At 36.6% G+C, this 23,250-nt stretch carries 23 protein-coding genes; 5 read left to right on the top strand and 18 right to left on the bottom strand.

Going from position 1 to position 23,250, the window contains the following annotated elements:
* Window positions 1-7: 7 nt before the first annotated feature.
* Window positions 8-1,207, top strand: a complete 1,200-nt coding sequence (locus M2419_RS23930) for a hypothetical protein (RefSeq protein ID WP_227550107.1) — start codon at window positions 8-10, stop codon at window positions 1,205-1,207.
* A gap of 159 nt (window positions 1,208-1,366) precedes the next feature.
* Here M2419_RS23930 and M2419_RS23925 read toward each other — a convergent pair whose 3' ends face one another.
* The 4 genes from M2419_RS23925 to M2419_RS23910 all read right to left on the bottom strand — a co-directional run bounded on the left by M2419_RS23925 (window position 1,367) and on the right by M2419_RS23910 (window position 7,225).
* Window positions 1,367-2,188, bottom strand: a complete 822-nt coding sequence (locus M2419_RS23925; RefSeq protein ID WP_153845008.1) for a hypothetical protein — start codon at window positions 2,186-2,188, stop codon at window positions 1,367-1,369.
* A complete protein-coding gene (locus M2419_RS23920) occupies window positions 2,188-2,478 on the bottom strand; it encodes a hypothetical protein (RefSeq protein ID WP_153845009.1) in 291 nt (96 codons plus the stop codon). The genes M2419_RS23925 and M2419_RS23920 overlap by 1 nt, the downstream gene beginning before the upstream one ends.
* Window positions 2,479-2,958: 480 nt before the next feature.
* On the bottom strand, window positions 2,959-4,347 hold the full coding sequence (locus M2419_RS23915; RefSeq protein ID WP_153845010.1) for a T9SS C-terminal target domain-containing protein: 1,389 nt from the start codon (window positions 4,345-4,347) through the stop codon (window positions 2,959-2,961).
* Window positions 4,348-4,432: 85 nt separating this feature from the next.
* Window positions 4,433-7,225, bottom strand: coding sequence for a TonB-dependent receptor (locus M2419_RS23910; protein WP_153845011.1), 2,793 nt, complete (start codon window positions 7,223-7,225; stop codon window positions 4,433-4,435).
* A 447-nt stretch (window positions 7,226-7,672) separates the two neighbouring features.
* Between M2419_RS23910 and M2419_RS23905 the strand changes: the two genes are divergently transcribed.
* From M2419_RS23905 to M2419_RS23895, 3 genes are all read left to right on the top strand, one after another.
* Window positions 7,673-8,314, top strand: a complete 642-nt coding sequence (locus tag M2419_RS23905) for an ABC transporter ATP-binding protein (RefSeq protein WP_153845012.1) — start codon at window positions 7,673-7,675, stop codon at window positions 8,312-8,314.
* Between the two features lie 47 nt (window positions 8,315-8,361).
* Window positions 8,362-9,756, top strand: coding sequence for an FtsX-like permease family protein (locus tag M2419_RS23900; RefSeq protein WP_259255758.1), 1,395 nt, complete (start codon window positions 8,362-8,364; stop codon window positions 9,754-9,756).
* Between the two features lie 118 nt (window positions 9,757-9,874).
* Window positions 9,875-10,351 carry a hypothetical protein gene (locus M2419_RS23895; protein ID WP_159729181.1) on the top strand — a complete coding sequence of 159 codons (477 nt, stop codon included), beginning with the start codon at window positions 9,875-9,877 and terminating at the stop codon, window positions 10,349-10,351.
* Window positions 10,352-10,447: 96 nt separating this feature from the next.
* Here M2419_RS23895 and M2419_RS23890 read toward each other — a convergent pair whose 3' ends face one another.
* The 9 genes from M2419_RS23890 to M2419_RS23850 form a co-directional block, all read right to left on the bottom strand.
* Window positions 10,448-11,161: a 16S rRNA (uracil(1498)-N(3))-methyltransferase gene (locus M2419_RS23890; protein WP_153845015.1), complete on the bottom strand. Its 714-nt coding sequence runs from the start codon at window positions 11,159-11,161 to the stop codon at window positions 10,448-10,450.
* Window positions 11,162-11,178: 17 nt separating this feature from the next.
* On the bottom strand, window positions 11,179-12,492 hold the full coding sequence (locus tag M2419_RS23885; protein ID WP_153845016.1) for a hemolysin family protein: 1,314 nt from the start codon (window positions 12,490-12,492) through the stop codon (window positions 11,179-11,181).
* An 8-nt stretch (window positions 12,493-12,500) separates the two neighbouring features.
* Window positions 12,501-13,043: an inorganic diphosphatase gene (locus M2419_RS23880; RefSeq protein ID WP_115047605.1), complete on the bottom strand. Its 543-nt coding sequence runs from the start codon at window positions 13,041-13,043 to the stop codon at window positions 12,501-12,503.
* A gap of 8 nt (window positions 13,044-13,051) precedes the next feature.
* Window positions 13,052-13,702 (bottom strand): DedA family protein, encoded by a 651-nt coding sequence (locus M2419_RS23875; RefSeq protein ID WP_046674211.1) that lies wholly within the window; start codon window positions 13,700-13,702, stop codon window positions 13,052-13,054.
* A 143-nt stretch (window positions 13,703-13,845) separates the two neighbouring features.
* Window positions 13,846-14,262 carry an HIT family protein gene (locus M2419_RS23870; RefSeq protein ID WP_153845017.1) on the bottom strand — a complete coding sequence of 139 codons (417 nt, stop codon included), beginning with the start codon at window positions 14,260-14,262 and terminating at the stop codon, window positions 13,846-13,848.
* Between the two features lie 238 nt (window positions 14,263-14,500).
* Window positions 14,501-14,974, bottom strand: a complete 474-nt coding sequence (greA, locus tag M2419_RS23865) for a transcription elongation factor GreA (protein ID WP_046674213.1) — start codon at window positions 14,972-14,974, stop codon at window positions 14,501-14,503.
* A 143-nt stretch (window positions 14,975-15,117) separates the two neighbouring features.
* On the bottom strand, window positions 15,118-15,816 hold the full coding sequence (locus M2419_RS23860) for a response regulator transcription factor (protein ID WP_046674214.1): 699 nt from the start codon (window positions 15,814-15,816) through the stop codon (window positions 15,118-15,120).
* A 15-nt stretch (window positions 15,817-15,831) separates the two neighbouring features.
* On the bottom strand, window positions 15,832-17,490 hold the full coding sequence (locus M2419_RS23855) for a sensor histidine kinase KdpD (protein ID WP_153845018.1): 1,659 nt from the start codon (window positions 17,488-17,490) through the stop codon (window positions 15,832-15,834).
* A gap of 12 nt (window positions 17,491-17,502) precedes the next feature.
* Window positions 17,503-19,383, bottom strand: coding sequence for a S9 family peptidase (locus M2419_RS23850; RefSeq protein ID WP_153845019.1), 1,881 nt, complete (start codon window positions 19,381-19,383; stop codon window positions 17,503-17,505).
* 177 nt (window positions 19,384-19,560) lie between these two features.
* Between M2419_RS23850 and M2419_RS23845 the strand changes: the two genes are divergently transcribed.
* On the top strand, window positions 19,561-19,851 hold the full coding sequence (locus M2419_RS23845; protein WP_153845020.1) for a DUF4286 family protein: 291 nt from the start codon (window positions 19,561-19,563) through the stop codon (window positions 19,849-19,851).
* 20 nt (window positions 19,852-19,871) lie between these two features.
* Here the strand turns inward: M2419_RS23845 and M2419_RS23840 are convergent, their stop codons facing one another.
* The 5 genes from M2419_RS23840 to M2419_RS23820 all read right to left on the bottom strand — a co-directional run bounded on the left by M2419_RS23840 (window position 19,872) and on the right by M2419_RS23820 (window position 23,249).
* Window positions 19,872-20,222, bottom strand: coding sequence for a DUF983 domain-containing protein (locus M2419_RS23840; protein ID WP_227550108.1), 351 nt, complete (start codon window positions 20,220-20,222; stop codon window positions 19,872-19,874).
* A gap of 109 nt (window positions 20,223-20,331) precedes the next feature.
* On the bottom strand, window positions 20,332-20,595 hold the full coding sequence (locus M2419_RS23835) for a hypothetical protein (RefSeq protein ID WP_153845021.1): 264 nt from the start codon (window positions 20,593-20,595) through the stop codon (window positions 20,332-20,334).
* A gap of 27 nt (window positions 20,596-20,622) precedes the next feature.
* On the bottom strand, window positions 20,623-21,324 hold the full coding sequence (locus M2419_RS23830) for an RluA family pseudouridine synthase (protein WP_153845022.1): 702 nt from the start codon (window positions 21,322-21,324) through the stop codon (window positions 20,623-20,625).
* A 141-nt stretch (window positions 21,325-21,465) separates the two neighbouring features.
* Entirely contained in the window at window positions 21,466-22,470 is a 1,005-nt protein-coding gene (locus tag M2419_RS23825; RefSeq protein ID WP_153845023.1) for an MlaD family protein, read from the bottom strand.
* Window positions 22,471-22,475: 5 nt separating this feature from the next.
* Window positions 22,476-23,249: an ABC transporter ATP-binding protein gene (locus M2419_RS23820; RefSeq protein WP_120336563.1), complete on the bottom strand. Its 774-nt coding sequence runs from the start codon at window positions 23,247-23,249 to the stop codon at window positions 22,476-22,478.
* Window position 23,250: the final 1 nt, after the last annotated feature.

Genomic DNA, 23,250 nt, shown 5'->3' with positions numbered 1-23,250 from the left:
TTAACAATTGAAATTAAGGGAAATCCATAGGCTGTTTTTGACCATTTTAATTTGGCTAACCTGTGCTTCACAACAGCTACAGGCGCAGCATCACGATTTCGATTTTTACGATGGCAAAGTATCTATTGATGTCCCCCCCTCCTTTAATATTCCATTCAAAGACAGCTTAACAATAGCCCACATACAAAAATTCTATCAAATAGCTGATCAGACGGATTACATACAGCTTATAAATAGCCTTCTCGAATACAAAGATGAACATCATTTAAATGATTGGGTATATTATCAGCTGATTCGCCGCACCGCACAACAGATTGCCCCGAAAGCCGAAAATTATACACGCTATACTTTATATAAATGGTTTTTAATGTGTAAATCCGGTTATGATGCCCGTTTGGCTGTGGGTAATAATCAGATCATATTTTTCATTCAGAACAAAGAAGATATCTCTGATATTCCCTTTTTTGAAATCGATGGTAAGAAATACACCTGTTTAAACTTCCATGACTATGGAAAGCTCTTTCAACGCGCAGACACCTATATTCCTGTTAAGATTAAAGTACCAGAAGCCATTGAAGATTTTAGTTATAAAATCACAAAATTACCTGATTTTGTACCAGCAAATTATAAGGAGAAGCAAATTGAGTTCAATTATGGACATAAAGCCTACCATTTTAATGTCAAGTTGAATGAAGATATCAGTGATCTTTTTAAAAACTATCCGGGTGTAGATTTCGAAACTTATTTCAATATTCCACTCAGCAAAGAGACTTATCAATCCCTGATTCCTGCCCTCAAGGAAAATTTAAAAGGAAAAAATCAGCAGGAAGGTGTCGATTATTTAATGCGATTTACGCGATATGCATTCTTATACGAAAATGACGAAGATAATTTCGGATCCGAAAAGCGCCTTTCTGCAGAACAAACACTATTGAATAAATACAGTGACTGTGATGACCGTGTTGCCCTGTTTTTTTATCTGGTAAAGGAAATCTACAATCTACCTATGATCACCCTGCTCTATCCCACGCATGTAACGATGGCCGTTCAATTTGAACATCCTATCGGTGATGCTATTTTGTACAATGGAAAATATTATTCTGTCTGTGAGCCTACTCCACAAGCGCAAACACTGGATATAGGTCAATTGTCTGAGGAGCTTAAAAATCAGTCTTATCAGATTGTTTATCATTACGAGCCGAGATAAGCCTTCTTTTGGCGTAAGCAAACTATAAGCAAAAAATAGCTTCATTAAATTAGATGCAAGTAAAGATCTACTTGCACCTAAATTTATCACTTCCACTTAGACAGCTATTTTTTGGGTAACATAGAAAAAATGAATAAATCAATGTTAATTTCCACAGAGTTAATCTTGGTAATAGTCAAACTTTTTTGTCATATCACTGATACTTGGATTTGCATCTGATATAATTTTAATTTGAATTTCATACTTATTAAAACCACCGACGAGACCATATTGCGATGCTGAATAATCAACGCTATAACTGCCTGTATTAGGAACATTTTTGCCGATAAAGCCTTTACTCACCCCATATTGATAAAGTTCAAGCGAAACTGTACTTGTGTTAACTAGATTTTTATTCCAGGTGATAGCTGGCGGAATGTCATTATTGTAAATAGCAAAATGGCCAATATCATTAATCCAATTATCATAGCTTGGAGGTTGAACAACCGGAGGAGGAATTTCATAGTCAAAAGATTTAACATGATAAGCTTCCTTAAACCACAATGATGATGGAACATTTGAAGGATGGTTTTCGATCACCAAATAGATCTTACCTCCTGCAGGAAGTTTTGAATGATCTATGTTAGCTGTATATTCCTTATCCAAAATAGAATTATATTGCCCAAAACTCGAATTGGTAATTTCTTTAGAACCATCCAACCAAACAAATTGTCCATTGATTTGTGTTCCAAGTCCAATTAGCATATTTGTTGGATACCAATTCCATGGACCACCTGAAGGATTAATAGCTCTCGTTAATGTCACATTATATTTCACTGTTGTACTAGAACCTGTTGCAGATAAGGCAATTTTTGTAGAACTCAGCAGGTTATTATTGTTAATTTTAAAATCACTTACATAAGTAGGTATTCCTTGTGCAAATGAAATTTGAGCCGCAATAAAGAAAAACAGTATTATTATATAATATTTTAGCTTACTCATTATCTTAATTTTTTAGAGTTATTAAACATTTCAATTAATTTTTCTCGACTTACCTGATCAACTCCCCATAATTTAAACTGTTGGGTTTTTGCATCATAGGTTACATCGCTTTTTTTAACATTTATGGAGTTAGCAAGATAATCAACTAATTCAGATACACTTACAGTAGCAAGTTCTGCCTGAGAGACTTCTGAAGGCGCGACTTCTTCTTTTTTGCAGCCGGTAAAAGCTGTTACACACAAGAATGCAACTATTGCTATCTTGAGAAAATTTTCATATATTCTTTTCATTACCTGAAGATAACATCACAACATTAAACAACAATAAATTAAATATTACATTATTTTAAACAACTGGAAATAAAATTAAATAAACACACTAAACAAAATAGCTATTTGTAAAAAAAATAAAAACTAGAAATATAACAGTGTATTTTAAAATACGGCCAAACTATCACAAATAACCATTCGTGATACTTTAATTCAACATAAGATAGTATTCAAACTACAATGACACGACATCAAATCACCTTATAAAAATATAACCTAGCTAGAGAATAAAGGGGCATCTTTCACTTCTACATCCAGGTTACAGCAACTCAAACGTGACGACCAAATAACTTGAATGGATAAGGTTATGTATTGGACAAATCAACTATTCATGAAAATGAGCTGCGATTGTTCATTGACCACCGTGAAAAATTGGTCAAAAAAAAATCCTGCCAAGGCAGGATTTTCCATCTATTTTACTAAACTATAATTATCTATTTCTTAGAAAGAAGCACCAGTAGCAGCTACTGATCCTGATTTCAAGATAAAGTTTGGCGCTGTTAAACTATATGGATTAACCAAAAGATTTTTAGCTGCCGCATCGTCCAAGAATGTATTATTATTTGTAGTCAAATACGTTTTCAATAAATCAACAGTAGCAAATGAAGGTACTGTACCATCGGCTATAACGTCTCTACCAGCCGTAAATGATTGGTAAATGTTGTTTTTGATCAAAGATGTTTTATCTGTCAAAGCATCACCAGTTTCTTTATCGCGTATATCGATACCATAACGCATGTTGATAAAGATAGAGTTAGCAAGGATCATCTTACTTCCTCTTCTCCACAAATTTGCATACTCATGTTTTGGATCAACCTCAGTATTACCAGGTCCAACCAATGTCATATTTGATATAACAGGACGTGTTCTTGGAGAAGAATCAAATACTTTTTCCGAATTATCAGATTCAATACCATTTGATTGACCAGCTTGATCCGCTAATTTCGGATCTCTAAGACCTACTAAGAATTGAAGTTTTCCTGAGTAACCATTATCGAAATCGAAAATATCATCGATGTTTGCAGTAGAGACAAGGTGCTTAGCATTTACTGTACCACCAAACCACTCAAAAGAATCATCACCAGAATAAGCAACTTGAACGTATTCAACAGTTGTTTTAGAACCAACTGATCCAAATGTAACACCGTTAATCTCGTTGTTTGTTGTATAAGCAATACCTGGGAACTCAACACGTACATATTTAAGAACTCCTGAGTTATCATCAGCAATGGTTCCACCATGATTTCCGTATGGAGCTGTTAAACCGCCTTCAATAAGACCTGTTCCACCTGGGATATTATTAGGTGCCTTACCTAAGATAATAATCCCGCCCCAATCACCTGGAGCTCTTGTACCAGCGGGTTGGTTTGAAGTGAATACAATTGGCTTAGCAGCAGTTCCTTCTGCATTGATTTTACCACCCATTGTGACAACCAATGTTGCTTTAGTATTTTTATCTCCTCTAATTACTGTTCCAGCTGGAATCGTTAATGTAACACCACTTTTAATGTAAACAAAACCTTTTAACAAGTATGTTTTTGATGCATCTAAAGTTTTATCTGCAGTTATTTCACCTGAAATCTCCTCTGTAGCAGCAGAATATGCTGTTTTATTTGGTTCATAATTAACCCATCCTGATGTCCAGTCAGTAGAACCAAATGCACCTTTATAAGCTACTTTCTCAAAGAAAGCATCAGCAAGCGATTCATTTGAATCACCCGGGGTAACAGGAGGTTCAATTACCGAAGGATCACTCTTACTACAGCTTGCAAATGCAGTTAAGCCTGCCGCTAAAACAGCTAAAAGATTTAAGTTTAAATTCGTTTTCATTTTCATGTTTTATTTGTACAAAAAGAATAATTTAATTTAACGATACAATTAACTCTATGTTAAGTATTTATGAATTAACAATAGACTACCAAAATTTATAAGAGAGCGTAAGGGACACAGTAGATCCATATTTCTCAGCTCTATTGATATTATCTGTGTTTTTATTGAATGCTGCGTTTGGATCAGAACCTTTTGGTTTTTGATAGAAATAAGCTTTATTATTTAAAATATCACTATAATTCAATTTTACTTCGGCTCTGGAGTTCGCAAATTTTTGCGCCAATTGTAAATCAAGAATATTTCTAGAATATTCGTAAATATCTGGATCTTCAGCATTACCAATTGCCCATATTCTTGGTCCCACTCTATTATACAAGAGTGTAATCGCTGTGGTATTTGGATTTTTGGTCGTATACGATAATCCAGCATTGATTAGATAAGGTGATTGTCCTTGCAGTTTTCTTTTACCTGTTGAGTTCACAGTAGTTGGAACAATAACTTTCGAATAAATGTATGATCCATTCGCGTTGATGACAAAATTATCCAATCGCTCATCAATGAATTTCAGATTCTTTCTTACTTCTGCTTCCACTCCAAACACATCCGCAGACTTTGAATTGGTATAATTAAATGAACGGCCTGAGTTTCCTAATTGTAAAGCTTGTTCGATCGGATTTTCAAAATATTTATAAAAAGCTCCCACCGATAAAACTTCACCAGCTGTTGGATAATACGCATATCCCAGATCAAAATTTGACGTTTTTGATTGTTTCAAATTGGGATTTCCACGAACGTTCATGTTTTTATTGAAGTCATAAAATGGGAAAGGTGCCATTTCTCTAAACTCCTGTCTTCCCACCGTTTGTGAGGCTGCAAAGCGAAAACTTTGCTTACTATCTAAATTATAGATTAAATTCAACGATGGTAGTAGTGAAATTGTCGTTGTGTCAACACCTACTGGATTGCCATTGTCTTCACTATTCAATTTCAAATTATATGACTCAAGACGTGCTCCAGCAATTACCCTCAATTTCTCCATCACAAATCCATCATACATCAAATAGCCTGCGTTCAAAAATGCTTTCGCATCATAATGATCACCACCGTTGGTTATTTCATTTAGTATAAAGCCGTTTGGACGAATATTGGCTTGATCAAAAATTTTGTCTTGCGGTAGTTTCAACAAACTTGCATCAAAGTTTCCATTTCGAATAAATCCAATCACCCTTGCATTAAAATTTCTATCACGCAATTGATTGAAATAACCTGCTTTTAATTTGTCATTTTCCGAGAATAAACGGATCGGTAATGTCAAATTTAAAGCCCCACCATACGAATTCTCAGTCATTGTCGAATTGAAATTACCTGCTCTGTCTGCTGTAGACGAACTGGTCGCAGAAATCGATGCAATACCATCTTTTGAATATTCCATCCGCTTATAACCGGGCTCATCTCTATCCGTACGACCATAATTCAAGGACCAATCCAATTTTAATTTACTGTTATCTGAAAGGATATGTTCACCAGATAATTGATTTGTTAAAATAGATCGTTGTAATAGATAATCTCCCGTGCGATAGAATTCACTCCCCGAATCATCTTTTCCTTCACGGAACGTAAATTGATTCTCTAAAATTCGATTATATAAGTTTTTGAAAGAGATTTTATTTGACTTCCAAGAGTACGCGAAGTTTGCAAGAGCTCCTAAATTTGTATTGTAACTATATTGATCGTCATGGAATACTTCTGGCAACGACTGGCCAACATATGCTTTTTGGTCTGCTTCGCGTTTCCTTTGGTCGTAACGATAAGTCAATGAAAAAATAGCTCCAAATTTAGAATCATCTTTAAAATTCTTAGTAGAACCGTAGTTCAGTTGAAAATTCGGCGTTAATGTTGACTTCTTCGTATCATAACCCCAATTGTTTTTAAACAATTTAGAATACTCAAAAATTTCATTTGAATTATTTTGTAAAGATTGAAAGTCCTTTGTGGAAGGAAAACCTTTAGGAATTTCGCGGTCACTTCCTGCAAAACCAAACACTTCACCACCAGCTCTTTTTGCTGAGGTAAAATCTTTAAATGTTGATTGTGTATTATAAGATGTACCTATGGATGCATCAAAGAAATTTTTCTCTGGAAAATCTTTAGTATTCACTTGAACTACACCTCCGGAAAAATCAGCAGGGATATCTGGGGTTGCAGTTTTATTAATTATGATTGATTCAATTAAATTTGAAGGAATAATATCAAAAGAAAAAGCACGTTTATCTACTTCTGTATTGGGTAAAATCGCATTATTCAACATAGCTGAATTGTAACGATCACTCAGCCCTCTTACAATAACATATTTATTATCTTGGATACTAGCGCCACTTACACGCTTAATTGCCTCTGACGTATTTCTATCTGGACTTCTCTTAATTTGTTCGGTCGAAATACCACTGGAAATTCTAGCACTATTTTTTTGCTGCGAGTACAAAGCACTTATCGACTCTTTTTTGAAAGTTCCCGTAACAACAACCTGATCCAATACAGTTTCCCCAGTATTATCGAGTACTACATCTAGCGTCGTAACATCCTTATCCTTTATCTCTACATCAGTAATTTGTTTAGTAGCAAAGCCTACATAACTAAATTCTAATGTATACTTCCCTGCAGGTACCGCAGGAATATTATAATTACCAGTCACATCCGAACTTCCCACTCTCGCCGTACCGAGTACCTTAACAGTCACACCTGTGATTGTTTCACCTGTTTTGACATTTGTTACTTTACCCGCCACCTTTCCACTGCCCTGTGCATAAACTGTTGTTGACGCAGCTACTGCTAGCGTTACGACTGCAGCGATTCTTTTAAGTTGTAATTGTGGTTCCAATTTATTTGTTTTTTGTTTCTGCAAAGCTATTAGCAGAATATTAGATTAACATTAACAACAAATTACCATTGCGTAAACCGGTTGTTAATTTAATGTTACTTATCTCCTATTTTTCTTGATTTTCAGCAAAAAATGGCTTTTTATCCAATTTATACGAATATTTGCCCCCCTTAATGGGACAGCATATTAAAGAAGTGTAATAAAATTATTAAGCACTTAATTTATTAACACAATAAGATTATTTTTCTAATTTATACCTTAATGAAGACCGTGTAACGGTTTTATATAGATAAGTGGTACTGCTAGTTGAGAGAGACCGATCATCTTCCATTGCCAACTGTTAACCCACTGCAGTAAATTGCTTTTTATATGCAATATAATTGCAATTATATTGCATATAAAAAGCAATTTATCTAAGTTTGAATATATTTTCAATTTCTGATCCTCATGAGCACTCCAATCGTATCGACAACACAGTTATCATTTCAGTATCCCAATTCAACGCCAATTGAATTTCCAGATATTCACATCGAGAAAGGTCAGCATACGCTGTTATTGGGGGATTCAGGTTCTGGAAAAACAACGTTACTTAATATATTAGGAGGTTTGTCACGACCGGAGACAGGTCTTGTCAAAATAAATAACCAAGACCTATCCTTATTATCAAACAGTAAATTGGATCAGTTTCGTGCGCAATATATCGGATTTATATTCCAAGAGGCTCACCTCCTAAGAAATTTAACACTTTTGGAAAACATCAAGTTGGCACAATCTTTAGCAGGGAAAAGAATAGACCTTAATGCAATACATTTCATATTGACGCAACTGCAATTAGATCAAAAAAGTGATGCCTACCCGAACGAATTGAGTCGCGGCCAATTACAACGTGCTGCTATTGCACGCAGCGTCATCAATAAACCAGCCCTACTTATTGCTGACGAACCGACTGCCGCTCTAGACGACAACAATACCTACAGAGTATTAGAACTACTGTTATCGATAGCTGACACTGCAGGATCGACTTTACTGATAACAACACACGACAAGAGAATAAAAGATCAGTTCTCCAAAATGTACCTTTTAAAATAATTGTTTTACTTTATTTACACGTCACCCTTTACTTTTTAAAATTTGTTATGAACACGATACAATTGGTTTGGAAAAATTTAAGTAGACAGTTTGGCTCGGTCTTTCTAAGCATTCTGTTAACGGCGTTTGGAATTTCCATCCTTGCCGTGCTTTCAATTACCGGAGAAACTTTTGAAAAGCAGCTTGACAATAACAGTAAAAATATTGATTTGGTTGTTGGTGCTAAAGGAAGTCCGCTTCAGTTGATTCTATCCAGTGTTTACCATATTGACAATCCGACCGGTAACATTCCATTGGATGAGCTGGAGCCATTACGTCAAAATCCCCTTGTTCAGCTAGCAGTTCCCTTATCTTTAGGCGACAATTTCAAGGGCCATCGCATCGTTGGAACCGATTCATCTTTCTTGTCTATTTACGAAACATCTGTAGCTGAAGGTCGTATCTGGCAAAGTAATTTTGAAGTAGTCATTGGTGATCAAGTTGCAAAAAAACAACAGCTCAAAATTGGCGATCAGATCCATAGTTCACATGGCTTGAGCAAAGATGGGCACCATCATGATGAACATCCTTTTACCATTGTTGGTATTCTAAAACATAACAATAACGTTACCGATAACTTAATTCTAACCAACTTAGAAAGTGTTTGGGATGTACATGGCATTGCACATAAACATGAGCATCAAGAAACAGCGTTAGAGAAAGAATTACGCGAACGTCAAGAAGACCGAGAAGAAACCCTCAAAGCGCACCTGCACCATCATGGTGAAGATATAGCAGAAAATTCATCTGCTCCAGCCAAAACGAACGAAAAAGGACGTCACGAACAGGAAGAACACACTGATCACGAAGAGGGAGCAGTATTTGTGAAATCTATTGGTTCGGATATGGTGAAGCAAAATGGGCTAGAAATAACAGCAATTCTACTAAAATATCAATCACCTGCTGCTATTGGAATTTTGCCAAAATTGATTGATCAGCAAACAGACATGCAGGCCGCATCTCCCGCCATGGAAAGCACTCGTCTATTCTCGCTATTAGGCGTAGGGATAGATTCTTTATCGATACTCGCTTATGTAATTATGTTTATTGCAGGTTTGAGCGTCTTTATTAATTTATATAACGCATTAAAGCAACGTAAATACGACCTTGCCATCATGCGTACGCTTGGAGCCTCCAAAGGAAAACTCTTTGCCATTGTGCTTCTTGAAGGACTAACCATTACGATTCTTGGTGGGTTAATTGGGCTTATAATGGCACATCTAGCGCTTTACTATATCAGTAATCAGACAAGTCAAAGCGCCGATTTTATAGAGGCCTTTACACTTCATCCGAAAGAACTGATTTTCTTGTTTGTTGCTTGTTTAATAGGTATCTTCGCAGCACTTATTCCGGCGATCAAGGCCTACAGGACAAGTATTTCTGGAACACTATCAAATAAATAAGTTTAACTAAGATCACACAACGACAAAAGATCGCAATAAGAAGAGTCGCTTATCCATTAGACAGGAAAATGGAAAATACAGACGAACAGCTTCTCGATACATAACAATAGCATAACACATGAAAAAAACACTGACAGTATTCTTATTTATATTATTCTGTACCATACAGTCCCAAGCCCAAATAGGCGGTAATCCGGATGTTCCCGATCATACACCTATGATGAACAAAACTTGGGAAGCAATTGATAAGATGGCTTATAAAGTAACTTATAATGGGGCAAAGAAAGTATATACTCCTTTCTATCCAAAAGAACTTAAAGCGCTTGAAAATAAAATTGTTGAATTACCTGGTTACATGGTTCCTCTTCATAGTGGCCGCAACCATAAAAACTTTATGATGTCTGTATTACCCGTAATGCAATGCCAATTCTGTGGATCCAACGGAATACCACCAATGGTTGAAGTAACATTAAAGGGCAATGCAATAAAATTCTCTGAAGATCCAATTAAATTAAAAGGGAAAATGATCTTTACTAAAGATCCGCTTAAGGGAAATGCTGAAATTCAGATTGTAGACGCAGAACCAATAAAATAAACTAGCGTCTATTATTAAACTATTAAATGGGCTTTGCAGATCTCTCACAGCCCATTTACTGGGCCAGGTTCGTCGCTTATTCCCCTATTATCTATTTTATCTATTCAACAGGGAAACTTCCATACAGGCCGCTAAAGCAGCCGTTTCGGTCCTTAAACGCGCTTCTCCCAGTGAGATTGGATGGAATCCCATCTGTAGTGCCAAATCAATTTCCTCTTCAGAGAAATCTCCTTCCGGACCAATTAGGATAATATAATGCTGGTCAGGCTCCAAAACCTGGTTTAAATACTTCTTTTCAGCGTCAACACAGTGTGCAATTGCCTTTTGAACACCTTCTTTTGGGATTTCTCTCAAAAACTGTTTAAACGATACTGCTGGATTTAGCTTGGGGAGATAGGCTTTCAACGATTGTTTCATCGCTGCAACAACCACCTTATTTAGACGATCTAATTTCACCTCTTTTCGCTCAGAATGCTCACAGATAACTGGAGTTATTTCTTGAATTCCAACCTCAGTCGCCTTTTCCAAAAACCATTCGATGCGATCAATATTCTTCGTTGGACCAACAGCAATATGCAAATGATATTTTGGCCGCTGAAAGTCTTCCGCAACATTTAAAATAGTGAGAACAGTACGTTTGGGGTGCGGATCAATAATTTGAGCTTCGTACAAACCACCGCGACCGTCTATGAGATGTAAACGATCGCCAGTATCCATACGAAGCACACGAATAGCATGTTTACTTTCTTCCTCACTAAGGATAAAATTTTCTAATGAAGGATTTAAATCCGGCGTAAAAAATAACTGCATGTGCTTTCGTTATTGTTTTATTCTTCTGTATCATCATCGGCCGATTCGACCAATTCCAATTTGACAAACTCTATGTTCTGCTGAGCCTTCCGGATAATAGTGAATACGTAGCCATATTCTTCTTTACGCTCACCGACTTCAGGAATCTTATCAAAGATTTCGCTCACCAGACCCGACATCGTATCGTAATCCTGACTCTCTGGTAATTCTATCGGGAGAAATTCATTCACATCATGAATACTAGCTCCTGCATCGACCATATATTCCGTTTCAGAGATACGTTCGACAACTGGAGTTTCCTCATCGTATTCATCTTGAATCTCACCAACAAGTTCCTCAACAATATCTTCAAGAGTAACCATACCCGCAGTCCCACCAAATTCATCCAATACAATCGCTAACTGTAGACGTTTTTGCTGGAACTCAGCCATTAGATCATTGATCTTCTTCGTTTCAGGAATGAAATAAGGCTTGCGCATGATATTTCTCATGACAACCTCTTTTCCTTTTGCTAATAGGGGTAAAATATCTTTCGTATGGACAACACCAACGATTTGATCGATATTATCCTCATAAATCGGCAGACGAGAGTACCCCTCTTCCGTCATGGTTTCTATCAGCTCAGAGGCATCAGCCGTGACCTCAACAGCCACAATTTTGGTACGAGGTACCATAATATTCTTAACGATACGTTCGTTAAAATCAAATACATTTTTGATTAACTCGTGCTCAGAAATATCCAGAGCACCAGACTCTTTACCTTTATCCAAAAGATATTGCAACTCCTCAGAAGAGTGAGCAGATTCCCCTTTGGTAACTTCAAATCCCAAAATCTTCAACAGAAAATTAGCGAAACCATTTAGAATCCAAATAAATGGTCTAAAGATAAAGTAGAAAAATTGCAGTGGAACCGCAATTTTCATTGTTGTTGCAACAGGTTTTTGAATCGCAATTGATTTAGGAGCGAGCTCTCCGAACACAATGTGTAACACAGTAATAATCGTAAAAGCCAATACATGTCCTGCATTGGTCGCGATAGTACCTGTCAATTCAACACCGAAAAAACCTAGTACCCCCTGCACAATTTGGGTCATCACAGCCTCTCCTACCCAACCTAAGGCAAGTGAAGAAAGTGTAATACCCAATTGTGTAGCGGCCAAATAACCATCCAAATGCTCCGTTATACTTTTGGCTATTGTAGCAACTTTGCTACCTGTTTTTGCCTGAACTTCAATTTGGGAGACTCGGACCTTTACAATAGCAAATTCTGCCGCGACAAAAAAGCCGTTGGCCAATACTAAAAACAATGTCCAAAATATATCGAGCGCCATGCTTGGGGTTATTTGTTAACAAATTCTTTTTTGTACAACTCGATAGCCTCGATCAAGATTCTTTGTGCTTCTTCACGTCCCTTTACACCTTCAACAATGACATGCTTCTTTTCAAGTGCTTTGTAACTCTCAAAGAATTGTACAATCTCTTTCATTGTATGCGGAGGTAACTGATCAATATCTTTAATGTAATTAAAAACCGGATCGTTTTTAGCTACCGCAATAATTTTATCATCTTGTTCTCCACCATCAACCATATTCATTACACCAATAACCTGTGCTTCAACCAATGTTAATGGTAAAATATCCACTGAACAAATGACCAAAATATCCAAAGGATCTTTGTCATCGCAATAAGTCTGTGGGATAAAACCATAATTGGCAGGATAAACGACAGATGAACTCATTACTCTGTCCAAAAGCAACAAACCAGTTTCTTTGTCTAATTCATACTTTCCTTTGGATCCGTTTGTAATCTCAATGATAGCATTTACGGCATTTGGAACATTCTCACCTGGAGAAACCATGTGCCAAGGGTTTTGTTTACTCATTTTTTAATTTACTGTATATTTTGTTTGTTTCTTTTATCTTTTATACGCTTTTTTAACAACGTTATTGCAATTGGTAAAAATGCAATAACAATCATACCAACGACAACATATTCTACATAATGTATAATCCAAGGGAACTCAATACCAAGGAAATATCCAGACAGGGTCAACACAAGTACCCAAATGGCAGCCCCAGCGACATTATACAGAACGAACTTCTTAAAATCTAATTTTACAACACCTGCGAAGATAGGTGCAAAAGTACGAACTATTGGAACAAATCTTCCTATAATTAAAGCTGTTCCTCCATATTTATGGTAAAATTCTTCGGCCATGACCACATATTTTCGCTTAAAGATGAAACTATCTTTTCGCTTAAACAGCATCGGCCCCGCTCGATAACCAAACCAATAGCCTGTAAAATTCCCTAATACTCCCGCAACAAACAACCCCAAACAAAGCGTGTAAATATTAACGTCAATTTTATTTAGCGCACAAAATAATCCTGCAAGAAATAATAAATAATCACCAGGTAGAAAAAATCCAAAAAATAGACCCGTCTCAGCAAATACAATTAAGATAACCAGATAAAACCCTCCTGAGCTCAATAGCTCCTCCGGGTTTAATAATTGTTGAAATGACAACAAAAGTTCATGCATAACCTTTAGTAAAAATCAATGTTGCGTTCCTTTTTTAGAACAAATCCTACGCTTATTCTTGTACAAATTTGAAACAACAAAGTACAAATATAGCATTCTTCTAAAAATCGAACGTAAATCAAGTGTAATATAATCTTTTCTAATTATTGATTTTGAGCAGTTATGCCGACGATAGACTCGCGAATAGTAGTCGCAATTTCATGAAGTTCGTCCTCTGCCAAGCTCAATTTAGGTCCAGCAAAATTTAAATCACTAATTTTATTAATAGGTACCAGATGTATATGTGCATGAGCCACCTCCAAGCCAACTACTGCTACACCGACTTTTACACAAGGAATCACCTTTTTAATACCTTGAGCAACAATCTTAGCAAAGACCCAAAGTGCCATATATTCATCATCCTCTATATCAAAAATGTAATCTGTTTCTTTCTTAGGGATCACCAGAACGTGCCCCTTAGCCAATGGACTGATATCCAAAAAAGCTAGAAAATCATTACTTTCTGCAACTTTGTAAGCTGGGATCTCCCCAGCAACGATTTTTGAAAAAATTGTCGACATATTATTCTAATCTTGGAATAAATCTTTTAAACAATAATCAGCAAACAACAGACTTTAAAATGCAAAGCCTTCGGTATGTTAGCAATTAAAAATTTAACTGCAAATTTTATCATACCCTGTTTTTCTACTGCCAACAAATATAAACAAAAAAGGTCGCGATTACTATATCACGACCTTCTTAATATAAAGTTAATTTGTGGATGTGCGGTTATGGCGTACCGCACATAACCGACATATATTATCTTGAAATCTCCACAATCTCGAATTCAATTTTACCAGCAGGAACTTCAATAACAGCTGTATCACCTTTCGATTTCCCCAACAAACCCTGGGCAATAGGAGACTTAACTGAAATCTTGCCCGACTTTAAATCTGCTTCTGACTCCGCCACCAATTGATAAGTCATTTCAGCACCATTCTTTTTGTTCTTGATCTTAACAATCGATAAGGCCAAAACTTTAGATGTATCTAATTTGGACTCATCAATTAAACGTGCTGTCGCCAATGTATTCTCCAAATTGGCAATTTTAGCCTCATGAAGACCCTGAGCTTCTTTAGCAGCATCATACTCTGCATTTTCTGACAAATCTCCTTTGTCTCTAGCCTCTGCAATAGCATTGGCAATTTTAGACCTTCCTTCCGTCTTCAGATAAGCCAATTCTTCTTTAAGCTTACGCAATCCTTCTTCCGTAAAATAAGTTACTTCTGCCATAATTTTATCTTTTTTCTTATTTTCTACTTTTTAAAAAAGAAACAAGACCATATTTCCCTCGTCAGGAAACATGGTCTTGCTTTGAATCTATACGAAGATAATAATTGTTTTCAACAAAACAAATTCTTACCCGTTAAATATAATTAAATCTCTTCCTCATCAACAAATTTATACCCCAGCCCCCGAACTGTTTGTAGATAATGTGGCTTATCTGGATTTGTTTCGATCTTTTTCCTCAAACGAACCACATGCATATCCAAAGTACGTGTGTTGACATTTGAGCTATAACCCCAGACAACCTCCATTAACTCCTCGCGTGTAATCTCCCGGCCTAAGTTCTGTAAAAAATGAAGCAAAATTCGGTTTTCCAAAATAGTCAACTCAACTTTCCTTCCATCACGTATTAGGGAATGAATATTTGGATGATGTTCCGTCTGACCAAATTTATACACCTCGGGACTGTTCTTAGGTAAGAAAAATTTCACCTTATTATCGATCATAGCAATAAGCACATCCATATTGAATGGCTTGCTAATGTAATCAGTCACACCAAAGCTATAGGCTTCAATTTTGTCCACATCTTGAGACTTCGCTGTCATCATGATAATGATATTCTCAAACCCGGCTTTACGGACATCTTCACAGATTTCGTTGCCTTCTTTTCCTGGAAGCATCCAATCCAACAAAACCACATCGGGTCTCTTTTCCAAGATCAAACTTTCCGCTTCATTCCCATTTCCACTTTGAATGACCTGATAGCCTTCGGATTCCAATCGATGTTTTACCAAGAACCGTAAGTTCTCATCATCTTCAATAACAGCAACAGTGATGTCTTTATTCATATTTAAATTTATTTTTTAAACCGGAAATACCAAGGTAAAGGTGGTCCCATGTCCCAATTGACTTTTTACTGTAATATCACCGCCTATAAATTCAGTAATCTCTTTACAGAAAGCCAAGCCCAAACCGATACTTCCTTGCTGATTATATTGACTTTTTATTCTATAAAACTTTTTGAAGATGTTGTTAAACTCTGCCTTCTCAATACCTATTCCTTCATCCTTAAAAGTGATAACAAAATTCTTCTTGTTTTGTTGTATCGCAATATCTAAGATTTTATGCCCCGCTTTCGAATATTTATAGGCATTATCGATCATATTTTGAAACACACTACTTAACAGTACCGGATCTGCAAGCATTGATGTCCTTACATCAATTTTTGTGCTAATCTTGAAATCCGCATATTTTATTCTTGACGAAGCTACTAGATTTTCGGTAAATTCCTCCAAATCAACTTCTTCTTTATTTAATTTTATGGTTTTATTTTCGATCTGACTAAAAGACAACAGCTTATTCATCAAGTTATTTAATCGGTCTGCCTCCTGATCTAATATATTTCCATACATTTTCCGTTCTTCATCAGAGAGTACCTGCGCACTCTTAATATTATTTCCAGCAATTTTAATAACACTCACAGGCGTCTTAAACTCGTGGGTAAGATTATTGATGAAATCGTACTGCAATTTAAAAAGTCTTCCGTTAATTTCTAAATTTCTATAAATTAAATATAATATTGCAATCAAAATAATATAAATCAGGGATACCCCTCCCAATACCGGCCAAAAACTGCGATTTATCTCTTTTGACAGAAAACTTTTACTCGACCTAAAAAGAAGTTTGTAGTCAGCTAAGGCTCCAGGTAACGGCATCTCCGTTGAAATCTCGTCATTTTCCGGCGTGATCGGAGCACCAACCAGTGGGACTATTTCTACTTTCTCATAAAGATTTGAATAACTATTTTTTACTTCCAGATACATTGGATCAATCTGAAAATTGAACATATCCTGTTCATATCCGACAGTATGATCCAAATTACCTTCCATAATGGACTTATAGACTATTAAGTCGTTGACCCTTGGAATATTCAGATAGGTAATCTGTCCAGGTCTTATGGTATAAAAAACCTTCAGTATATCCTTATCAGAAAGCTTGGCATTCGGTTGCAATTTATCGATATAAGTTGCCAGCTTCACACCAATATTATTAATCTCTTCGGAATGCAAGCCCATCTGCCCACGATCCCGAATCGTATTTTTGTTCAGGCCAGACCTGGAAACGGTAAAAAAAGTAATGGTTTTCGGTTGAATTCTAAGGTTATTAACAATAAAACCATAGTTCAAGTTATGATCATTATTAAATTGTAAATCAAAAAAACCAATTTCTCTAACGAATGGGTAGGAACTTAATATACTATATGCATATTTTCCCGCCTGGACTGAATCCAAAAAACCTTGATAAAAAGATACTTCAGGAATTCTATTCTGAAAAAAATCATTGAAAGGGACTAAGGTTTGATCAAATATCTCCGATTTTCGATTGGTAAATTCGTTCTTAATATGCGATTCTGTATAATTACGCGAAAGAAAAAGGGCAAATATATACAGACCACTAATCACGATGAAAAACATCAACAATAATCCGTAGTTTTTTCGATAGCTATATTTCTCTGCTTTCATAATCTCCCGCCCTTAGTCTACAAGATATTTCGCCAAAAACCGCTCCAACTCATTATAGTAACCAAAGACATTCTCGTCCCGTTTAAAAGTTCTATCCTCGTCCTCTTTTAGGATGTATTGTACGGGAATATTATTATTCTTTAATTTCTGTACAAATTGATTTGCATCTGTTACCGAACTAAACCTATCCTTTCCTCCCTGTACCAATAACACCGGTATCTTTACTTTATCCGAATGAAATACAGGTGAAATATTTTTAAATAGCTCAGCCTCCCGAATCGGATTCCCAACTACTTGATACATTTTCTGTACATACGATTTAAAATATGGTGGTATATCTCTAAAGTAAGTGAACAGATTGGTATAACCGGAATAAGACACGGCACATTTATAAAGATCAGAATTAAAACAAGCAGCGTGTAGCGCCGAATAGCCCCCAAAACCTTTCCCTACAATAGCGACACGTTCCCGATCAGCAATTCCTTCTTTAATCAACCATTTCACTCCATCGGTAATATCATCCTGAATCTTCCCTCCCCACTCTTTAAATCCAGCAGTCCAAAACTTCTTACCAAAACCAGTCGATCCCCTATAGTTCATCTGAAAAACCAAATAGCCCCTGTTTGCCAAAAACTGCGCTTCATTATCAAATCCCCAAACCTCCCGTCCGTTAGGTCCATCGTGGGGCAATACAACCATAGGCAGATTTTTGCGATTGGAATGAATGGGATAAGTTAAATAACCCGAAATCTGAATACCATCTCTCGCGGTATAAGTGATATACTCATTTGGCGAAAGTTCTTTGTCCTTTAGATCGGAATTATTATCTGTTAGCTTCGTTAATTTTTGTGTCGAAAAATCATAAAAATAAATCCCGCCCGGATTTACGTCCGTATAGGTTTTAACAATGACCTTATTCCCCGAAATATCAGTGTTCAATACCTGAAACTCAAAGCCATCAATCTGCTTCGACAATTGATCATATTTCTCTTTGGTAGCCTCATCAAAAAAATGTCTGTTCTGTCTTGATGTGCTATAATTGACAAATAACAGCTTATTCTGTTCAGTGAAATACCCCCCAGGGCTCACGTCAACATCTTTATGACTATATAGCTCGCCCAGCTCTTTTTGATTTACTAAATCATAACTTACCAAGGCTAGTTTATCCCGGTCTATATTAGATAAAGCATAAATAATGGCATTTGAACTATCCTTATAACCCAGTGGAGTAAAACTACTTTCAACATCACATCGTATAATCTCTTTAAATGGTTCTTTTTCTGAGCTTCTATAGAGCACAGATTGCTGTACAGAATCGTTGGCCACAGCCAATCGTACCTGCCCATCATTGGATACAACCCAGGAACTCATATTTCCGGGATTCTGTAAAACCAATTCCCGTGGCCTCCCGTCTAAATAGATACGATAAAGGTCAAAAAATGAGGAATCTCGGTCATTGATTCCCGCTATAAAACTATCCCCTCCGGTCGCCATAGCATGAATCCATCGAAACCGACCTCGTACCGGTTTAATCAATGGCCAAATCTTTTCTGTGTTGATGTCCACAGCATATAAACGTAAACTATCCTGCGAAGATTGTTCCGTCAAAAAGGAAATTTTTGAATCATTGTTCCAAGCGAAGGATTTTACATTAATATCATTTTGATAAGTAAGCTGTTTGGAACTATCCTTATTGATCAAATCTATTAAATAGATATTTTTACAATGATTATCCAAGCCAATGTAAGCTATAAATCGACCATTTGGAGAAATCTTAAAATTTGATTTTTCAGGTGTAGAAAAAAATTGATTTATTGGAATAAGATCAACACTATGTCGTCGACACCCCAACATGATCATGGCAGAAAAAAACAAACCTATCCAAAATTTCATCCTCATAATCCCAAATACATCCTTATCATTTATTCCAAATATTGCAATTAAATACGGAATTGCATGAAATGCAACCTTATTTTTACAAGATATAGTAATTAAATGTAATATTCAAACTTATCTCGGTTCTGTCCTTTAGAATCTTTTTTATAGCAAAAAAATAGCGTATTTTTGCATATGTTTTTATACAATGTCTCCGTTATAGCAGAAGAAACAATCCATCAAGAGGTCGTTTCATGGATTCAGGATCATATCGTGCAATCCCAAAAATTTCAAGTGCATTTTCTGGAAATGCTCCAGTCTCCACATGAAGGTATGACCTACTGCATTCAGGTTGTACTCCCTTCAGAAGACCATATAGCAGATTTTCAGCAAGTACATCTAATCCCATTACAACAACTCATTTCGGAAGTATATAAAGACAAGGTGTTCCTTTTCGACAGTACCATGAAGTATCTAAAAAAATAAAAGAGCTCTTTGGAGCTCTTTTATTTTTTTAGATCATTAATACCGTTGCTATCTTCTTCAAGGTTCTTATTATCCTTTTCACCTATCTCTGCCGCCAATTCATAGCGCGGATCATAACTGATTTTTGGCGTTAAAAAATGAAGTAAAATCAAACGGGCATATCTAAAATTAAAAGGTGCGAAGACCAAAATAGTTACAGCTAGACCAATCAGATAAGACCAAGGAGACTCGCTTCCGGTCAAAATTGCGATAGCAACAGATACAGTAACAATCTCAGCGACAGACAAAGCATAACTCACATACATGGCAGCATAGAAATACCCCGGCTCAACCTCGTACTTGACACCACAATAAGGGCAAGTATCATTCATATGCTGCTTGTGTAAACTGTATACCTTTCCTACAAATACATTACCAATATGACACTTCGGACATTTGGAATGTATCATTGCATGGAATTTGGATGTGGGCATGAAGAATCTATTTTATTTCGTTTAAAAATTTCTTTGTTACAGGGTTCTTCTTACGGTATTTTTTATACCATAAATAACCAAGGCCCGCCGCAGCTAGATAAGGTATTACCAATAGAAACAAAATACCGTCATTCAGACCTCTTCCTTGCATATTTCCTTCCTTCGTAGAATTCTCAGCGGTCAATGTACACATCGCACACTGTCCGTACGAAACAGACACAGCCGAGCAGCTTAAGGTAAATATTAGGAGTAAATATTTAAACCATTTCATAACACAAAGGTACTGAAATTTTAACGATTAGCGTGCCAAAGATTCAAATTTATCCCAAAAGCCATCTTTCGGCAAAGAAGCGGTCAATTCCATCTTATCCTTTTTTATTGGATGCGTAAAGGCCAATGAACGAGAATGTAAACAAATACTGCCCAAAGAACTACCTCTTGGATATCCATACTTATTATCACCAACAATAGGACATCCCATCGCTGCAAGTTGCGCACGAATCTGATGTGTACGACCTGTTAAAGGCTCTACGCGCAGCAAATAGAATCCATTCAACTCACCCACCAATGTATAATCCAACTCGGCATAACTTCCGCCTTTCACCTCGCGTGGAAAGGCCTTTGTTACCCTTGTTTGTCTATTCCGAACCAACCAATTGATAAGTTTCCCCTCAGTTTTTCGCGGACGCTGTCTGACTATTGCCAAATAGGTCTTTTTCACATGTCTATCCTGAAAAAATTTATTCATTCGCTCTAGAGCCTTGCTTGTTTTGGCGAACAAAATCATACCACTAACAGGTCTATCTAATCGATGAATAACACCAACAAATGCTTCATTTGGCTTATCATATTTCTTTTTCAAATATACTTTCACCATATCTTCTAAAGATAGGTCTCCTGTTTCATCCACCTGCACAATATCCCCGGCCTTCTTATTTATAGCTATGAGATGATTGTCTTCGTAAATGACGTCTTTATCGGTTATTTCGCTGTGATTCATTTCTTTCAAATCTAAAAGGGTTATCCAAATGCTATACAGTGCTAATACCTGTTGAGTTGGATCCCATAATGACGCTATTATTTATTAAAAAAGGCCCTACGCAAGCGTACAGCCTTTCCTTATGTTCTTTTTTAACACAACTTATTTTGCAGTGTCCGCTTTAAGCAACTCAGCTTTTTTCGCATCTTCCTTCATCTTCTTTTTAAAGAAACCACGCAACAAGAAATTATGTTGTAGCGCTTCCATATTCTCGTCCAGTTTGGATGTGCTCGAATTTAAATTATTGATTGCCGATTTAATTTGATTTGCCGATGCCGGGTCATTCAATAACACACCCACCGCATTATCTTTATCATTCAATCGACTTGAAGCATTATTCAAATTGTTTATCAACGCATTTGCTGTCTGAGAAACTCCTTGCAACTGCGCTGCAGACTGACGCAGGTTAGAGAATATAGCGGTATCAGTCGTTAAATCATGGATCAAGCCCTTATTGCTATTTAAAGAGTTTGTCAAGGTAACCAAATTAGCAGATGCTTTATTCGCATTATTCATTGCAGCACTGATTGACAATAACGTAGCACGCAATGTATTAACCATAGAAGTATCGGTCAACATCGCTCCAACCATTCCTTTTCCGTCCGCCAATCCACGTGATATTTCTACAAAGTCAGTAGTAATCTTTGCTAAGTTTTCATTATTTACCTGCAATGTTTCCATCATTGCTTCCATGTCCGCAGTCTTCGCCGAACGCAAGAAATCACCCGTCTCCACTGTTGGCGCATTTTGCGACCCCCCAGAAATCACTACAATCTTGTTACCAATCAAACCGTCCGAGCCCAATTTTGTTACAGCATCTTTACGAATATATTCAGCAGATTTCTCCTCGATTGTCAATACCACCTCAACATCCTGCACGCTTTTAAAATGTATATTCTTAATGATCCCTACCTTAACCCCAGAAAACCACACATTACTTCCCACTTTCAATCCAGCGACATCGGGAAATGAAGTCGTAATTTCGATATTTCTAGTAAATTTCTTTTGCTGGCTACCCAAAACAAAAATACCCGCTAAAAGAATCAATACGCCTAAAAAAACAAAAATACCGACAATGATTGCTCTTTTATTTTCTGCCTTACTCATGTATATTATAGAATAAAATTATAATTATAAAACGCTCTTACACGTGCGTCATCTGTATCAAAAATCTCTTCAAAAGACCCCTGTCTTTCAAACTTGCCATCCAACAACATCACAATACGGTCTCCCACTTCTTTCGCACAAGCTAAATCATGCGTAATAATAATTGATGCTGTTTTATACCTCTCCTGAACCTCATTAATCAATCCATTAATCTCCAAACAAGTGATCGGATCTAGTCCTGCTGTTGGTTCATCGTACATCATGATTTCAGGTCTAAGAATCAGTGTGCGCGCAATACCAATTCGTTTACGTTGTCCACCCGACAACTCCGATGGCATCTGATTGATAGCTTGCGAAAGCCCTACTCCATCCAAAACCTCTTCTACAGCGTGGTTGATCTCCGAACGTGTTAAGTTCCGTTTATTTCGAACCAATGGAAATTCCAAATTTTCGCGCACAGTCATACTGTCATAAAGTGCACTATTCTGAAAAGAAAACCCTATTTTCAAGCGTAATTCACGCAGTTCGCGATCATTTAATTCAAGAACTGACTCTCCCAAAACATTGATCGTCCCCTCATCAGGTCTTAATAAGCCCGAAATCAATTTGATCAACACTGATTTCCCTGTTCCAGAACGCCCAAGCACAACGAGATTTTCTTCTTTATATAAATCCAGGTTGACACCACGTAGGACGTGATTATCACCGAAAGATTTGCTAACATCCCTAATTTCAATGACCGGCTTCGAATGGTCGATGGTTGATTTAATCTTTTCCATA

Origin of the sequence: Sphingobacterium sp. BIGb0116 (assembly GCF_024808035.1) — a bacterium.
Taxonomy (GTDB): domain Bacteria; phylum Bacteroidota; class Bacteroidia; order Sphingobacteriales; family Sphingobacteriaceae; genus Sphingobacterium; species Sphingobacterium paramultivorum.
This window is presented reverse-complemented; position numbering and strand designations above follow the sequence as displayed.

What these genes read in the sequence shown, in the direction of transcription:
- M2419_RS23920 (WP_153845009.1), bottom strand. Translation starts at nt 2,478, where the DNA reads ATGAAAAGAATATATGAAAATTTTCTCAAGATAGCAATAGTTGCATTC.
- M2419_RS23885 (WP_153845016.1), bottom strand. Translation starts at nt 12,492, where the DNA reads ATGGCGCTCGATATATTTTGGACATTGTTTTTAGTATTGGCCAACGGC.
- M2419_RS23820 (WP_120336563.1), bottom strand. Translation starts at nt 23,249, where the DNA reads ATGGAAAAGATTAAATCAACCATCGACCATTCGAAGCCGGTCATTGAA.
- M2419_RS23835 (WP_153845021.1), bottom strand. Translation starts at nt 20,595, where the DNA reads ATGAAATGGTTTAAATATTTACTCCTAATATTTACCTTAAGCTGCTCG.
- M2419_RS23880 (WP_115047605.1), bottom strand. Translation starts at nt 13,043, where the DNA reads ATGAGTAAACAAAACCCTTGGCACATGGTTTCTCCAGGTGAGAATGTT.
- M2419_RS23905 (WP_153845012.1), top strand. Translation starts at nt 7,673, where the DNA reads ATGAGCACTCCAATCGTATCGACAACACAGTTATCATTTCAGTATCCC.
- M2419_RS23890 (WP_153845015.1), bottom strand. Translation starts at nt 11,161, where the DNA reads ATGCAGTTATTTTTTACGCCGGATTTAAATCCTTCATTAGAAAATTTT.
- M2419_RS23915 (WP_153845010.1), bottom strand. Translation starts at nt 4,347, where the DNA reads ATGAAAACGAATTTAAACTTAAATCTTTTAGCTGTTTTAGCGGCAGGC.
- M2419_RS23870 (WP_153845017.1), bottom strand. Translation starts at nt 14,262, where the DNA reads ATGTCGACAATTTTTTCAAAAATCGTTGCTGGGGAGATCCCAGCTTAC.
- M2419_RS23845 (WP_153845020.1), top strand. Translation starts at nt 19,561, where the DNA reads ATGTTTTTATACAATGTCTCCGTTATAGCAGAAGAAACAATCCATCAA.
- M2419_RS23825 (WP_153845023.1), bottom strand. Translation starts at nt 22,470, where the DNA reads ATGAGTAAGGCAGAAAATAAAAGAGCAATCATTGTCGGTATTTTTGTT.
- M2419_RS23830 (WP_153845022.1), bottom strand. Translation starts at nt 21,324, where the DNA reads ATGAATCACAGCGAAATAACCGATAAAGACGTCATTTACGAAGACAAT.
- M2419_RS23895 (WP_159729181.1), top strand. Translation starts at nt 9,875, where the DNA reads ATGAAAAAAACACTGACAGTATTCTTATTTATATTATTCTGTACCATA.
- M2419_RS23860 (WP_046674214.1), bottom strand. Translation starts at nt 15,816, where the DNA reads ATGAATAAAGACATCACTGTTGCTGTTATTGAAGATGATGAGAACTTA.
- M2419_RS23850 (WP_153845019.1), bottom strand. Translation starts at nt 19,383, where the DNA reads ATGAAATTTTGGATAGGTTTGTTTTTTTCTGCCATGATCATGTTGGGG.
- M2419_RS23875 (WP_046674211.1), bottom strand. Translation starts at nt 13,702, where the DNA reads ATGCATGAACTTTTGTTGTCATTTCAACAATTATTAAACCCGGAGGAG.
- M2419_RS23855 (WP_153845018.1), bottom strand. Translation starts at nt 17,490, where the DNA reads ATGAAAGCAGAGAAATATAGCTATCGAAAAAACTACGGATTATTGTTG.
- M2419_RS23925 (WP_153845008.1), bottom strand. Translation starts at nt 2,188, where the DNA reads ATGAGTAAGCTAAAATATTATATAATAATACTGTTTTTCTTTATTGCG.
- M2419_RS23900 (WP_259255758.1), top strand. Translation starts at nt 8,362, where the DNA reads ATGAACACGATACAATTGGTTTGGAAAAATTTAAGTAGACAGTTTGGC.
- M2419_RS23840 (WP_227550108.1), bottom strand. Translation starts at nt 20,222, where the DNA reads ATGAATGATACTTGCCCTTATTGTGGTGTCAAGTACGAGGTTGAGCCG.
- greA (WP_046674213.1), bottom strand. Translation starts at nt 14,974, where the DNA reads ATGGCAGAAGTAACTTATTTTACGGAAGAAGGATTGCGTAAGCTTAAA.